We start from the raw sequence: 13,666 nt of genomic DNA on the forward strand, positions 1-13,666 counted from the left end.
TCCTATGGAGAAGCCGAAATGGAGCCTGCATCAATTCGATTTAAGAATCCGGGTGCCATGTGGGGCAGCGCGCTTGCCATCAAGTGGGGCGCGCAAAAGAAGGCCGTCTCGCTGAATGACGGAACGGGGCAGGGCAACAACATCGCCGTGTTCCCAACCTATGTGCAGGGCATCTGCGCCCAGCTTGATCTGTGGCGCACGTCGAAGAACTACCGGAACAAGCGATTTGCCGACGCGATCCGGGTCTGGTCCGGCGGCAATCACGTCGAAAGCTATATCAAGTTCGTCCTCGATCGCGTGCCAGGCATGACCCGCGACACGGTCATGGACGACGCATTCTGGCGCAGCCCGATGGGGATCAAATTCCTCAAGGCGCAAGCCTGGCATGAAGCGGGCAAGCCGTATCCCGCTCCGGAGGCTGACTGGATTGCGGCACAGAAGCGCGTCTTCTCGGGCGTGCCGACGGCCAACACCGTCAAGAACGCTGCGACCACGGTCGTTGTTGCGGCGGGTGTGGGCGGCGGCACAGCGACCGTCGCTGCCCAGCAGGGCTGGACCTGGTCCGAGATCGGTCTAGCGGCGTTCATTGCGGCCGGCATCGTCACCGCCGTCGTCATCCTCATCAAGAAAGTCCGGTCATGAAGATCCTGCTCACCCTTGCCGTCATCACCGGCCTGCTGCTCGGGTACGCCTTACAGGGTCGCGAGTGGCTGAAGTCGAAGCCGTGGGCCGAAGGATTCTTCGCCTGGGTCGAGCCTGTCGAAATCCTGCTGTTCAAGAAATCGGAAACAATCCTGTTCGCGCGGCTCAAGATCGTTGTCGGCGCTGTGCTGACGCTTCTGACGCAGATCGGGTCCATCGACCTCACGCCGCTGATGCCGTTCGTTCCCGAACAGTACCAGCCCTATGCCTATTTCGGGATCAACCTCATCCCGCTGGCGATTTCGCTCATCGGCTATTTCGACGAGAAGCTGCGCTACACCACGACGAAGCCGATTGAGCTAGTTGAAGTGGCGGACAAGAACCTCACGCCGGAAGTCGCGGACGCGCTTGTCGCGGCCAACACCGCCAAGGTCGAAGCCGTCGCAGTGGTCGAAGCGGCAAAGGGGGACTGATCATGCTGGCAGCCATCATCTCATCGGTCGGCGGGGCCTTCATCAACCAGTTTTTCGACGCCGCGAAAGACATCTTCCACGACTACCAGCAAGGGAAGATCACCGCAGAGGAGTGCAAGACGCGGCTGCTTACGTCGCTGCTGGATTCTGCAAGGGCAATCGAGGTTTCCCATTCCGAAACGCTGGCCAAGACCTATGCCAGCTTTATGCAGGCGGTGGAAAAATCGAGACTGCTGCAAGTTGTCTGGGCCTCGGTCGCAATCTCGCAACTGCTCGTTCTGCTCTGGCACCAGGTTGGCATACCGGCGGTCGTCGCCATGGGATGGGTTCAGAAATATCCGACCAGCGGGTCAACCGTGGAATGGGCCTATCTGCTGCTGGGGGGGTGCATCGGGCTTGGCCCGATCGTGCTTCGCAACGGTCCGGGCGCGGGGTCCGTGGCCGAAAAACTCAAGAGCGCCGTTTCCAAATAGCAAGCGGCCCGACCTCGCGCGCGAACGCGCCAGCTATTTCACCATGGTTGATGGGAATGCCAGAATGGAATCGATCGACGTCAAAGCCGTTGTTGCGGAAGTTCTCGCAGAGCAAAAGCGCCTCCACAACAATGACGTTGACGAGGTCGTTCTCAAGACAATGGCGACGATCCTGACGTCGTTCGGGATTGAGGAAGAAGACCGCGTCGAGCTTCGTGCCGACTTCATCCATCTGCGGAAGTGGCGCAAGAGCGTCGAGCAGGCGCAGGGCCTGACCTTTAAGGTCATCCTCACCGCAATCATCGGCGGCGTCGTCGGGGCCTTCTGGCTCGGCTTCAAGGCGATGATCGGCAAGTAACATCCCGACACCGAAAGGACTCCCCATGATCCGAGCCATCGTTCTCGGCGCGCTGATGCTTGTCTGCGCCTCCGCCGCTGCACGCGCCCAAACCTGCATCGCGTCTCACTATGGCGTCGGCGAAGGCTACGGCGGCCGCCGCACCGCCAGTGGTGAACGGATGAACCCCGCGGCGATGACGGCCGCACACCGCAGCCTGCCGTTCGGAACGGAAGTCACGGTGACGGATCTCCGCACTGGCCGCAGCGTTTTGGTTCGCATCAACGACCGCGGGCCGTTCGTGCGCGGCCGGTGCATCGACCTCAGCTACGGCGCGGCGCGCGCGCTCGGCATGGGCGGAACGGCGCGAGTGTCCGTGCGATGAACCCCGTGCTGCAATTCGTGCTGGTGATGCTGGGCTGCGGGATTGTCGCCTGGGTGATCGAGTGTGCGCTCGATGGCATGGCCGATCGGTGGCGGCGTCGTCGTAAGGTGAGATAGGAAGCGAAAGTAATATACCGAGGTTCGCTTCGCTCCGAAGTGCCGGCCGCTGCCTCAATAAATGAGGCAGCGGCTTTTTCGTTACAGCCTTGGTTCGTCCGGGTCCGGGTGCATGCCCGTCCCACAGAGTGATCCATGCGCGCAGTCACACCCTCTGCCGCAGTCGCTATCTTCGCGGCAGTATCGCTGAGCACAAGTAGCTGCGACCTCCCTTTTCGGCATGACCCGCATCGCGCGACCCTTGGCCGTCACCGGCGCGAGGTATGGCGCGAACAGGACCGGACTTGCGTTCTTAGGCGGGAAGATTTCTTGAGTGCCCGACGTTGCCGGGGACGAAAAGCCAAGCAATACGAGGGCAAAAATTGCGAATAATCTCTTCAAAATTGCCTCCTATTAAATTGCAGGCCTAAGTGCCTGCAACCTGTAGGATGGCTAAACTGGGAATTGTTAGCGAGTCATTTTTTGCGAAATAACGCGCGCTCGACGTTAGAGCGGCTGATCATCGTCTGTTGAAGGCTCTGCTTCTAACGAAGCAAAGTCGCCGCCGCCATATTCCTCTTCCGACGGCGGCTGTGTCGGATCTGCCTGATCGCTTCGCTGGCCTTGCGCGACGATCTTCAATGATCCGTCCGGTAACGGCCGCTTTAAGGCACTTGCTTCCGACCAGGGCGCGCGCATCCACACGTCATGTTCTTCCTCGGTGGTCAGAATCACCGGCATCGCCTTGGGGTGAACTCTGCCGACCTCGGCATTCGGATCACAGGTCAGGAAGCCGTAGAGGTCGGTGGTGATCTCGCCTTCCTTCGTTTTGCGAACCGAGGTCCAGTTCGTCCAGATGCCGCCGAAGGCGAGTAGGGGACGCTCTTTGCTCGCAGCGAACCACACCGGCACCTTCTTGCCTTCGATCGTGTCGTATTCCGAAAATGACGTGAACGGCACCAAGCAGCGGTTGTCCGGACCAAGCCATCGCTGCCAGTGCTTGCTGGTGGTGTTGCGTATGTTCGTTGTTCCAGAGTCCGGCTCGAGGCGCAGTAGCTCCTTGAAGTCGACCGTCTGACCTTTGGCTTCCAGCTTTTCGGCGCGTTTCTTTGCCGACTGCATCAACGCAAACTGCGACGACGGCATGCCCCAGCGCGCCATGACCAATTCACGGCCGCCCGGCGCGTTGCGCACGATCGGGCCGGGATAGTCGGGGAAAATGCCGGGCATCGGCGGGAGGTTGCCAGAATAGTCTTTCAGGACGCGGAATAGCTTCCGGATCGCCTCCTGGTTCTTCGTCATTGAGTAGAGGTTACACATCGCGCCGCTTCCTCGCCCGCATGGGCTGGCTGTCGTCCGGATCGCGCGCAATGAGGCCGGTGAGGTTCGATCGCTTCCGCCCGCAGCTTCCGCAGACTAGAGCCTTCCCGAGCGTGTGGATCGGCTTGTCGCGCGGCCAGATCACGTCTTCAAGGTTCACGCTATGGCTATGGGTGCAGGCGCCGCACTCGACCTGAAGGAAGACGCAGTCCGAGCCGATCGCCTGTGCAATGGTCGGGGAGGGCTCTACATCGCCACCGATGAACTGCCGCGTTGACCACTCCTCACAAAACAGCCGGTCCCGCATTCGGGCATAGTCGGTCGCCACGATCTCGGCTTCGGCGAGCCGCTTGACCAGACTCTCATGGGCCCGTTCCGCCATCCGGAGTTGTTTGGCGTAATGCTTTCGGTCTCCGCCCGAGAGCGGAATGTTGATGACTCGCGGCGACATTACGGATCCGTAGGTCGGACACCGACCAGTTTTTCGATCTTGTTGAAATAGGCTTCGCGGTCCCTGGCTTCGTCCTCCAGCGCCGCATCGAATGCCGATTGTTTTGGAAGCAATCCCTTGTCTCGGGCCACGCGCGCAAAATTATCGACGGCCTTGTCGTCGGCGTGGCGTGATTTGGCGCGGCGAAAGAACGACAAGATATTCATCAATTAGATTCCTTCACGGGCTGCCTGCAGGTTCTCTCCGTGAAGATCAGTTTAGCGGAGAACAGCTCGCGAACAAATTCCCCGGATTTTCCACGGGTCTTTGCGTCATGTTTGCGTAACGTTCTGCCGAAAACTGCTGAGAGGAACCGAGACCGGTTTAAGAAAAGCCCATATTTATTGGGGTTTTCTGGTGGGCGCACAAGGGATCGAACCTTGGACCTCTCCCGTGTGAAGGGAACGCTCTCCCGCTGAGCTATGCGCCCTAAGCGGCCGATGGGGCCGGTCAGGCCAGCGATTTAGAGAAGCAGGGGCGGGGGTGTCAAGCGCAGCGGCCTTGATGCTGCAGAATTCGGCTTGAATGACGCGCCGCCGCGTCCGCTTGCGGCCGAAACGCTCCGAATCCCGCGCTATCCGGGCTGGCGGGCACGCGAGGCGTGGGTCTGCAACGCCCGGATGCGCTCGGCCAAGGTGCCGCGCGCTTCGGTGGCGCCGCCGCCTGCCGCCACGGCATTGGCCGCCGCGCCGTTCACCGTCGTCGTCTTGACGATGGTGCTGATCGCGGGCTTCTGCGCGTCCGACACCAGGATGGCCTCGATCGGCGAATCCGGTCCCTCCAGCGTCAGCGCAAGTTTGGCGACCTCGGCGGCAATGTCGTTGATGCGTTCGCGCAGCAGCGCGTTCTCCATGCGCTCGGTGGACCACGAGCTTTCCGCCTGCTGTTTGATCAGGTTGATCTCGCGCTGAAGTTTGGCGCGCTCGTCGCGGGCGACGGTGAGCTGTTCTTCCAGCGCGGCTTTTTCCGCGCGCAGCTTTTCCACCGCGGTCGAACTGCCGGCGCCGGACGCCAGGTCCTCGCGCAGCTTCTGCTCGGTCTGTTTTGCCGCTTCGGACTGCTGGCGCAGCAGGTTGTTCTCGTATTCGCGCTCAGCCAGAATCTTCCCCTGCAAGGCGAGGCGGTTTTCGAGATCGCTGATGCGCGCCGACAGCATCTCGGTTTCCTTGGTCTGCAGCACGAGCTGGCGGTCGAGGTCGCCGACCTTTCCGCTCAGGTTCTCGACCTTGCCGCGTGCGTCGCTTAGTTCGCGCGTCGCGATCTCCGCTTCGTTGCGATGATCGGTCAGGCGCTGCTGGCTGCCCGCGACTTCCTTTTCGGCGTCGGCGACGCGGTTCTGCAGCGCCTCGATCTGGCTGCGCACGGCCATCAGTTCGACCTGGCGGCTTTCCGCCGTCATCGAGCGCTGCGACAGTTCGCTGTTGAGCTTTGCCAGTTCGCTCTGCTTGTCGTTCAGCAGTTGCTCGGCGTTCCGCAGCGACTGCGTCTTGGAGGAGAATTCCTCCTCGGTCGACCGCAACTGATCCTTCAGCGCCTTCTCGCGCGCTTCCAGCGAAAAAATCGCGGCGTTCTTTTCGCCGAGTTCGATCTTCAGGCGGTTGATCGCGTCGGATTTCTTGCCGAGTTCGGCCAGCTGGCTCGAGGTCTTGTTCTTGAGCTGCTCGACGCTCATTTCGAGGCGGCGGGCGGACATCGCAAACTCGGCCCGCAACTGGTCCTTGTCGGCCTGGATTTCGGCCATCGACAGCGGAGTCGCCGCTTCAAGACGCTTCGTCGTCAGCCGCACCGCGCGGTTGTGAACCAGCGGCACGATCATCAGCCCGAACAGCATCGAAACCAGAAAACCGATCGCCAGATACATGATCGGCTCGACCATCAGCGTAACCCCTGCAGCAAAAAGACTTTATTCACCATGCCATGGCGCGCGGGGAAAAAGCTAGCTGGACCATGCGTTAACGTGAATCCGCCACCTTGCTCCCGTGTGGTGGTTCGCAGGTCCGTATGATGCGTTCATCAAGAGGTCAGAACGGGTTCCAGGTCGCACGGGGCGTGAACTTGAGATAGCCGATATTGGCCCCCAGCCGCAGGCCGACGCCGGAGCGGATCGGCACCAGCACGATGCCGTTGGCGGTCAGTGCGGTCATGCCGAACCCGCCGATAATATAGGCAGAGCCGTCGATGCCGGCGAAGCGCTGATAGATCGCCTCGGTGGCAGGGAGGTTATAGACCAGCACCATGGTGCGCGCGCCGTCGCCGCCCCAGTCGAAGCCGACCGACGGCCCCTGCCAGTAGACCCGCAGGTCGCCAGCGTTCTTGGTGTAGAGCGTGCCTTCGCCATAGCGCAGTCCGGCGACGAATGCGCCGCTGCCTTCCTCGCCCAGCACATAGCCGTTCGGCAGGCCCCACTGGCTGACCGCGCGTTCGATCACCGAGGCGAGACCCCGCGACACGCCGCCGAAAAACCGGTGGCCCGCGGCGGCCAGCTCGTCCGGGCCATAGTTGTTGCTGCCCGCGCGCTGCTGGGCCGAGGCCGGCATCGCCAGTGAAATCGTCGCTGCGAATACCAGCGCCGCAATACGCGAAGCGAAGGTCATGAAAGAACCCCTTGGAGCACCAAACGCCCGAGTCTCATGGCCATTGCTTAACGCCTTGCTGAGAGGCATCGGCTTAAGCTGCGGTCCCACGTCCCCGACTCGATTGTTTATCGGCATGAACTATGACGGCACGGCGGCAGGAAAATAAAGTGCGATACCTTAGAATTGCCCGTGTTGTGGCTATCGCGGCGGCCGGTCTGACCGGCGGGTCGGGCGATGCGGGGGCCATCACCGAGCGGGTGGTGGTGAACCGCTATACCGGCCTTGCCATCGACGGCCACGATCCCGTGGCCTATTTCACCGATGGCCAGCCGACCCGGGGCGACCGCGACATCGAGGCGGTCGAGCGGGGCGCGGTCTGGCGCTTTCGCAACGACGCCAACCGGGCCGCTTTTCTGGCTCATCCAGAGATTTACGGTCCCCGGTACGGCGGTTACGACCCGGTCGACGTGGCGCGGGGCCGGATCGTCGCAGGGCAGGCGCAGGTGTGGCTGATTTCCGGCCAGCGGCTGTATCTCTTCAGCCGCGACGACAACCGGAGCGCCTTCATGGCCGATCCCGCAGGCGTCGTGAAACAGGCCGACGGCCAATGGCCGGTGCTGCTGGAAACCCTGTCGGGCCACTGATCCGACACCGCCGGACACCACTCGATGCCGGCACACTTGCACCAATTACTGTCAAATGTCGTGCGAATTGGAACGAAACCATGGATGTTGGCTTGACCCGCCATGGCACGCATCGCAAGCAGAAGCTGGACGTCCGCTGAGATCTTGCGCCTGAGGGAATTGCTCGACGTGGGAATATCGGCGGCGGCTGCCGCCATTGCACTTAAAAAATCAATTATCACCGTTCGAGCAAAGGCCAAGGTTCTTGGCTGTCCTTTTCAAACGCGAGCCGGCAACGATCGGCTGGTGTCATCCCAGAGGTCCATAGTGCCCACATACTTTTTCGATACGAAGGACGGCGTGACGGTGAGGGACAGCGTTGGTGTGTCCTTTCGTCTGGACTCCGAAGCCATCGAGCACAGCAAAATGCTTGCCGGCGAAATACGGCTGAAAGGTCCGGTCAACGAAGCCGATCTTCGGATATGCGTCGTCAGCGAATCCGGCCGCGAAGTTCACGTGGAATTGGTGAGTCCGGATGCTGCGGACGTCCCGGAGAATTCTGCCGGCATGATCCGGTCGCCCTGACACGGGTGGGCCCTGCTGCGTCCGGGTCCAGATGGGCCCGACGAAATGCCGCGGAATGATTTCCGGAAGCCGGTTGCTAGAGCTTAACGAGGCTTGCGGCGGGATCACCCCACGCGATGAATTCGGGGACCAGGAAATCCTCGCGCGCTTCCCCGAAGCACAGCGGAGCGCCGTTGCCATCGGTGATCTTGCCGCCCGCTGCGGTGACCACGGCATGGCCGGCCGCGACATCCCATTCGGAGGTCGGCGACAGCCGGGGATAGATGTCGGCCTCGCCTTCGGCGATCCGGCCGAATTTCACCGCCGAGCCCAGCGCCCGCCGCACCGCCCCCGGCCGGGCCGAGATAAAGGCTTCGGAGCGCGGATCGCCATGCGACCGGCTCACCGCCGCCACCCAGGGCTGTCCCGGACCGGGGTGGGCCCGGGTCCGGATCGTATGCGCCGGGCCGGTTTGGCCGTCCCGGGTCATCGGCAGGCGTTCCGTGCTACGGCCCACAAGTCCGCGCCAGATCAGCCCGAGGGCAGGGGCGGCGATGATTCCGAGCAACGGCTTGCCGTGGGTGATGAGCGCGACATTGACGGTGAATTCGTCGCGCCCGGCGACGAATTCCTTGGTGCCGTCCAGCGGGTCGACCAGAAAAAAGCTGTTCTTGTAGGGACGCGCGGCGAGATGGGTCCGTTCTTCCGACAAAGCCGGAATCCGCGGCGCGATCCGCTTCAGGCCGTCCGCGATGATGCGGTCGGCGGCCATGTCCGCCGCCGTGACCGGCGATCCGTCGCTTTTGTCGTCTACCCGCATGCCGGACCGGTCGATCGCGAGAATCGCTGCGCCGGCCTGCGCCACAAGCTCCGTCAGCGGCTCCATCAGGGCGGCGGCGGCATCCCTGTCGATCGCAGGGCTGGAGGTGTCCGTCATCGATGGGTCCCGGTTACGCGCATTATCAGCCTTCAATCCCCTGTGGTCTCGGTGGCAGCGGGAGCAGCCGCAGTGTATCAAACCATAAAGCACGCGTGATTCGCCGCGTCAGCCCCGTGCCAACCTGTCCACGCTGCGCAAACGCAGTCATCCCGGATAATCTCAGGAAAAAAGCATGTCTGACACCCCGACCCCCGGTCCGACCCCTGATGCCCTCGAACTCGCCGCGCTGATGTGCTCGCGGGTCTGCCATGACCTCATCAATCCGGTGGGCGCGATCGTCAACGGGCTCGAGGTGTTCGACAGCAGCAACAAGGAAGACGACAAGGAGTTCGCGCTCGACCTGATCCGCAAGAGCGCGAAATCCACCTCGGCGCGGTTGCAGTTCTGCCGCATCGCCTATGGCGCCGCCGGATCGGCGGGCTCGCAGATCGATCTCGGCGAGGCGCAGAAGATGACGCGCAACCATCTCGAGGACGAGAAGACCAAGATCGTCTGGAATCTGCCGCACGTGCTGATGGCGAAGAATCGCGTCAAGCTGCTGCTCAATATGTTCGTCATCGCGCAGCAGGCGATTCCGCGCGGCGGCCAGTTGACCGTCGATCCGGTGGGCGAGGGCGACACCATGGGCTTCGTCATCCGCGCCGCCGGCACCAACGCGCGCGAGCCGCAGAACATTGCGTCGCAATTAAATCTCGACAATGCCGGCTCGGTGTCCGCGCATGCGGTGCAGCCGTATTACACGGCGCTGCTGGCGCAGGCCTGCGGGTTGAAAGTGTCGCTCGCGGCTGAACCCGACGCGGTCACTGTAACCGCAGCCTGACCTATCTTCATAAACTCTTAATGATCGGCTCGCGGAAGGTGCATCCTTCCGGGAGCATGCGACATTAGCGCTTTGTTCAGCGCGTTCTTTTCGGAATACTCAACCAATATTAAACGCTTTGCACCGACACTGGCCGGAATTCCGGAGGCATGACGTTCATGCCTCCCTTGCCAGAAGGCCGGGTGCATGGACGACTTATTGCGAGAGTTTCTCACCGAGACCAACGAAAGCCTCGATACCGTCGATAACCAGTTGGTGCGTTTCGAGCAGGATCCCAACAACGCGAAGATTCTCGATAACATCTTCCGGCTCGTCCACACCATCAAAGGCACCTGCGGCTTTCTCGGATTGCCGCGCCTCGAAGCGCTGGCTCACGCAGCCGAAACGCTGATGGGAAAATTCCGCGACGGAATGCCGGTCACCGGCGAAGCCGTGACGCTGATTCTCTCCACCATCGATCGCATCAAGGACATTCTCAGCCAGCTCGAGGCGACCGAAGCCGAGCCGGAAGGCTCCGATCCCGATCTGATCGATGCGCTTCATCAGATGGTCGAGGACGGCATGGCCGCGATGGCGGCTCCGTCCGCTCCCGCGGCCGAAGCCGCGAAGCCCGCGCCGGCTGAAGGCAATCTGATCGTCCAGTCGCTTGAGCGCGAATTGCGTCCCGGCGAGGTCTCGCTCGACGAGCTTGAGCGCGCGTTCCGCGAAACCGAAACCGAAATCGCCTCGCCGTCGATCGCGCCCGCCCAGGCGGCAGCCCCGAAGCCGGAAGCGCCGAAGGCGGAAGCTCCGAAGCCCGCCGCGGCGAAGCCGAGCCCGAAAAAATCGGTGATCGAGCACGAGACCGCGGAAGGCGACAAGGTCGCCAACCAGTCGATCCGCGTCAACGTCGACACCCTCGAACACCTGATGACGATGGTGTCCGAACTGGTGCTGACCCGCAACCAGTTGCTGGAGATCAGCCGCCGCAACGAGGATTCCGAATTCAAGGTGCCGCTGCAGCGGCTCTCCAACGTCACCGCCGAGCTGCAGGAAGGCGTCATGAAGACGCGGATGCAGCCGATCGGCAACGCGTGGCAGAAGCTGCCGCGCATCGTGCGCGATCTGTCGAGCGAACTCGGCAAGCAGATCGAGCTGGAGATGCACGGCGCGGACACCGAGCTTGATCGCCAGGTGCTCGATCTCATCAAGGACCCGCTGACGCACATGGTCCGCAACTCGGCCGACCACGGTCTTGAATCGACCGCCGACCGTGTCGCCGCCGGCAAGCCGGAGCAGGGCACCATCCGCGTCTCCGCCTATCATGAAGGCGGTCACATCATCATCTGCATCGCCGACAACGGCCGCGGTCTCAACACCGAGCGCATCAAGGCGAAGGCGGTCTCCAACGGTCTCGCTTCAGAAACCGACGTCGAGAAGATGACCGAGGCGCAGATCCACAAGTTCATCTTCGCGCCGGGATTCTCGACCGCCGCTGCCATCACCAGTGTGTCCGGCCGCGGCGTCGGCATGGACGTGGTGCGCACCAACATCGATCAGATCGGCGGCACCATCGACGTCAAGTCGGTGCCGGGCGAAGGTTCGAGCTTCACCATCAAGATTCCGCTGACGCTGGCGATCGTCTCCGCCCTGATCGTCGAAGCGGCGGGCGACCGTTTCGCGATCCCGCAGCTTGCTGTGGTCGAACTGGTCCGCGCGCGCTCCAACTCGGATCATCGCATCGAGCGCATCAAGGACACGCCGGTGCTGCGGTTGCGCAACAAGCTGCTGCCGCTGATGCACCTGAAGAAACTTCTCAAGATCGACGACGGTGAGTCGAGCGATCCGGAGAACGGCTTCATCGTCGTGACGCAAGTCGGCAGCCAGACCTTCGGCATCGTGGTCGACGGCGTTTTCCATACCGAGGAAATTGTGGTCAAGCCGATGTCGACCAAGCTGCGTCATATCGGCATGTTCTCCGGCAACACCATTCTCGGTGACGGCGCCGTCATCATGATCATCGATCCGAATGGGATCGCCCAGGCGCTCGGCACCGCCGCCGTGTCGCAGAGCGAGATCACCGACGAGAGCGCCCACACGCGCATGAACTCCGACGGGCAACTGACATCGCTGCTGGTGTTCCGCGCAGGCTCCGCGCAGCCGAAAGCGGTGCCGCTGTCACTGGTCACGCGCCTTGAAGAGATCGATGTCGCCAAGATCGAAGTCTCGAACGGCCGCCACATGGTCCAGTATCGCGAGCAGCTCATGCCGCTGGTGGAGATCGAAGGCGTTACGATCCGCGAGAGCGGCGTGCAGCCGATCCTCGTCTTCGCCGACGACGGCCGCTCGATGGGCCTTGTGGTCGACGAGATCATCGACATTGTCGAAGAGCATCTGAGCATCGAAGTCGCAAGCACGCGCGACGGCGTTTTGGGTTCGGCCGTCGTGAAGGGTCAGGCCACCGAAGTGATCGACGTCGGGCATTTCCTGCCGATGGCGTTCGCGGACTGGTTCAGCCGCAAGGAAATGCGTCTGTCGTCGACGGCGCAGAGCGTATTGCTGGTCGACGACTCGGCCTTCTTCCGCAACATGCTGGCGCCGGTGCTGAAAGCCGCCGGTTACCGCGTCACCGTCGCGCAGAGCGGCGTTGAGGGTCTGGGTGTGCTGCGCTCCGGCAACCAGTTCGACGTGATCCTGACCGACATCGAGATGCCGGAGATGAACGGTTTCGAATTCGCCGAAGCGATCCGCTCCGACCGCCGCATGGACTCGACGCCGATCATCGCGCTGTCGTCGCTGGTGTCCCCGGCGGCGATCGAACGCGGCCGGCTCGCCGGCTTCCACGACTATGTCGCGAAGTTCGACCGGCCGGGACTGATCGCTGCGCTGAAGGAACAGACCGCCGAGATGAGCCAGGCGGCATAAGGAACATGACAATGGATGCAAATATCGACGGCGCCGATCGCGGAATTACCGAATACGTGACCGCGATGATCGGCGGTCAGTTGTTCGGCTTGCCGATTTCGCGGGTTCAGGACGTGTTCATGCCGGAACGGCTGACGCGCGTGCCGCTGGCGTCCAGCGACGTCGCCGGCGTGCTCAATCTGCGCGGCAGGATCGTGACTGCGATCGACATGCGCTCGCGCCTTGGTTTGCCCAAGAACGAGGACGGCCGTCCGCCGATGGCGGTGGGCGTCGATCTGCGCGGCGAATCCTACGGCCTGCTGATCGACAGCATCGGCGAAGTCCTCAAGCTCGCGGACGACGGCCGCGAGGTGAACCCGGTCAATCTCGATCCGCGCATGGCGAAAATGGCGGGCGGCGTCCACCGGCTCGATGGCCAGTTGATGGTGGTGCTCGACGTCGATCGCGTGCTGGAGATCGCTCCGGACATGCTGGCAGCGTGACGCGTTTCGAAAAAAGAAAAGACCTGGAAGACACTTTGGGAAGTGACGCTCAAAAGTCCCGTAGCGGCGGCCTGGACGGGACCGGCAGAAACGAGAGGCTAAAATGAAATCATGTTTGATCGTTGACGATTCAAGCGTCATCCGGAAAGTCGCGCGGCGCATTCTGGAAGGGCTGGATTTCCAGATCGTCGAGGCTGAGGATGGCGAGAAAGCCATGGAAGTCTGCAAGCGCGGCATGCCGGATGCGATCCTGCTCGACTGGAACATGCCCGTCATGGACGGCTACGAGTTCCTTCGCAACCTGCGTCTGATGCCCGGCGGCGACAAGCCGAAGGTGGTGTTCTGCACCACCGAGAACGACGTCGCGCACATCGCGCGCGCGCTTCATGCCGGCGCCAATGAGTACATCATGAAGCCGTTCGACAAGGAAATCGTGACGGCGAAGTTTCATGAGGTCGGTCTGATCTGAACTCTGCGCTGGAACGGCTGTATGCGGCTGTCCGGATTGTCTGTCTAAGTCGCCTTCGTTGTCGCCGTTCGTT

17 protein-coding genes and 1 tRNA gene are annotated in these 13,666 nt (G+C 62.2%); 11 read left to right on the top strand and 7 right to left on the bottom strand.

Going from position 1 to position 13,666, the window contains the following annotated elements; genetic code table 11:
• The first annotated feature begins 18 nt into the window (after window positions 1–18).
• The 5 genes from LVY71_RS06245 to LVY71_RS06265 all read left to right on the top strand — a co-directional run bounded on the left by LVY71_RS06245 (window position 19) and on the right by LVY71_RS06265 (window position 2,310).
• Window positions 19–642 carry a hypothetical protein gene (locus tag LVY71_RS06245; RefSeq protein WP_235098947.1) on the top strand — a complete coding sequence of 208 codons (624 nt, stop codon included), beginning with the start codon at window positions 19–21 and terminating at the stop codon, window positions 640–642.
• Window positions 639–1,115, top strand: a complete 477-nt coding sequence (locus LVY71_RS06250; RefSeq protein WP_235098948.1) for a hypothetical protein — start codon at window positions 639–641, stop codon at window positions 1,113–1,115. Before LVY71_RS06245 ends, LVY71_RS06250 begins: the two co-directional genes overlap by 4 nt.
• A 2-nt stretch (window positions 1,116–1,117) precedes the next feature.
• Window positions 1,118–1,588, top strand: coding sequence for a hypothetical protein (locus tag LVY71_RS06255; protein ID WP_235098949.1), 471 nt, complete (start codon window positions 1,118–1,120; stop codon window positions 1,586–1,588).
• A gap of 64 nt (window positions 1,589–1,652) precedes the next feature.
• Window positions 1,653–1,946 (top strand): hypothetical protein, encoded by a 294-nt coding sequence (locus tag LVY71_RS06260; protein WP_235098950.1) that lies wholly within the window; start codon window positions 1,653–1,655, stop codon window positions 1,944–1,946.
• A 25-nt stretch (window positions 1,947–1,971) separates the two neighbouring features.
• Entirely contained in the window at window positions 1,972–2,310 is a 339-nt protein-coding gene (locus tag LVY71_RS06265) for a septal ring lytic transglycosylase RlpA family protein (RefSeq protein ID WP_235098951.1), read from the top strand.
• 602 nt (window positions 2,311–2,912) lie between these two features.
• Here the strand turns inward: LVY71_RS06265 and LVY71_RS06270 are convergent.
• The 6 genes from LVY71_RS06270 to LVY71_RS06295 form a co-directional block, all read right to left on the bottom strand.
• On the bottom strand, window positions 2,913–3,725 hold the full coding sequence (locus tag LVY71_RS06270) for an SOS response-associated peptidase (RefSeq protein WP_235100026.1): 813 nt from the start codon (window positions 3,723–3,725) through the stop codon (window positions 2,913–2,915).
• Window positions 3,718–4,176: a hypothetical protein gene (locus tag LVY71_RS06275; protein ID WP_235098952.1), complete on the bottom strand. Its 459-nt coding sequence runs from the start codon at window positions 4,174–4,176 to the stop codon at window positions 3,718–3,720. The genes LVY71_RS06270 and LVY71_RS06275 overlap by 8 nt, the downstream gene beginning before the upstream one ends.
• Entirely contained in the window at window positions 4,176–4,382 is a 207-nt protein-coding gene (locus LVY71_RS06280; protein ID WP_235098953.1) for a hypothetical protein, read from the bottom strand. The genes LVY71_RS06275 and LVY71_RS06280 overlap by 1 nt, the downstream gene beginning before the upstream one ends.
• Before the next feature lie 188 nt (window positions 4,383–4,570).
• Window positions 4,571–4,645: transfer RNA gene (locus LVY71_RS06285), tRNA-Val, on the bottom strand.
• A 144-nt stretch (window positions 4,646–4,789) separates the two neighbouring features.
• Window positions 4,790–6,091, bottom strand: a complete 1,302-nt coding sequence (locus tag LVY71_RS06290; RefSeq protein WP_235098954.1) for a coiled-coil domain-containing protein — start codon at window positions 6,089–6,091, stop codon at window positions 4,790–4,792.
• Window positions 6,092–6,236: 145 nt separating this feature from the next.
• Window positions 6,237–6,809 (bottom strand): DUF1134 domain-containing protein, encoded by a 573-nt coding sequence (locus LVY71_RS06295; RefSeq protein ID WP_235098955.1) that lies wholly within the window; start codon window positions 6,807–6,809, stop codon window positions 6,237–6,239.
• Window positions 6,810–6,958: 149 nt separating this feature from the next.
• Here LVY71_RS06295 and LVY71_RS06300 point away from each other — a divergent pair, with 149 nt between their 5' ends.
• Window positions 6,959–7,435 carry a YHS domain-containing (seleno)protein gene (locus tag LVY71_RS06300; protein ID WP_349629879.1) on the top strand — a complete coding sequence of 159 codons (477 nt, stop codon included), beginning with the start codon at window positions 6,959–6,961 and terminating at the stop codon, window positions 7,433–7,435.
• Between the two features lie 102 nt (window positions 7,436–7,537).
• Window positions 7,538–7,999 (top strand): DUF6894 family protein, encoded by a 462-nt coding sequence (locus LVY71_RS06305; RefSeq protein WP_235098957.1) that lies wholly within the window; start codon window positions 7,538–7,540, stop codon window positions 7,997–7,999.
• Between the two features lie 76 nt (window positions 8,000–8,075).
• Here LVY71_RS06305 and cysQ read toward each other — a convergent pair whose 3' ends face one another.
• On the bottom strand, window positions 8,076–8,915 hold the full coding sequence (gene cysQ, locus LVY71_RS06310; RefSeq protein WP_235098958.1) for a 3'(2'),5'-bisphosphate nucleotidase CysQ: 840 nt from the start codon (window positions 8,913–8,915) through the stop codon (window positions 8,076–8,078).
• 175 nt (window positions 8,916–9,090) lie between these two features.
• Here cysQ and chpT point away from each other — a divergent pair, with 175 nt between their 5' ends.
• From chpT to LVY71_RS06330, 4 genes are all read left to right on the top strand, one after another.
• On the top strand, window positions 9,091–9,738 hold the full coding sequence (chpT, locus tag LVY71_RS06315; protein WP_235098959.1) for a histidine phosphotransferase ChpT: 648 nt from the start codon (window positions 9,091–9,093) through the stop codon (window positions 9,736–9,738).
• 186 nt (window positions 9,739–9,924) lie between these two features.
• Window positions 9,925–12,642, top strand: a complete 2,718-nt coding sequence (locus LVY71_RS06320) for a hybrid sensor histidine kinase/response regulator (RefSeq protein ID WP_235098960.1) — start codon at window positions 9,925–9,927, stop codon at window positions 12,640–12,642.
• A gap of 11 nt (window positions 12,643–12,653) precedes the next feature.
• The gene (locus tag LVY71_RS06325) at window positions 12,654–13,124 is read left to right on the top strand and encodes a chemotaxis protein CheW (protein ID WP_235098961.1); all 471 of its coding nucleotides are present in this window, start codon (window positions 12,654–12,656) and stop codon (window positions 13,122–13,124) included.
• A gap of 103 nt (window positions 13,125–13,227) precedes the next feature.
• On the top strand, window positions 13,228–13,593 hold the full coding sequence (locus LVY71_RS06330) for a response regulator (protein WP_235098962.1): 366 nt from the start codon (window positions 13,228–13,230) through the stop codon (window positions 13,591–13,593).
• Window positions 13,594–13,666: the final 73 nt, after the last annotated feature.

The organism is Bradyrhizobium sp. G127, from assembly GCF_021502575.1.
GTDB lineage: Bacteria > Pseudomonadota > Alphaproteobacteria > Rhizobiales > Xanthobacteraceae > Afipia.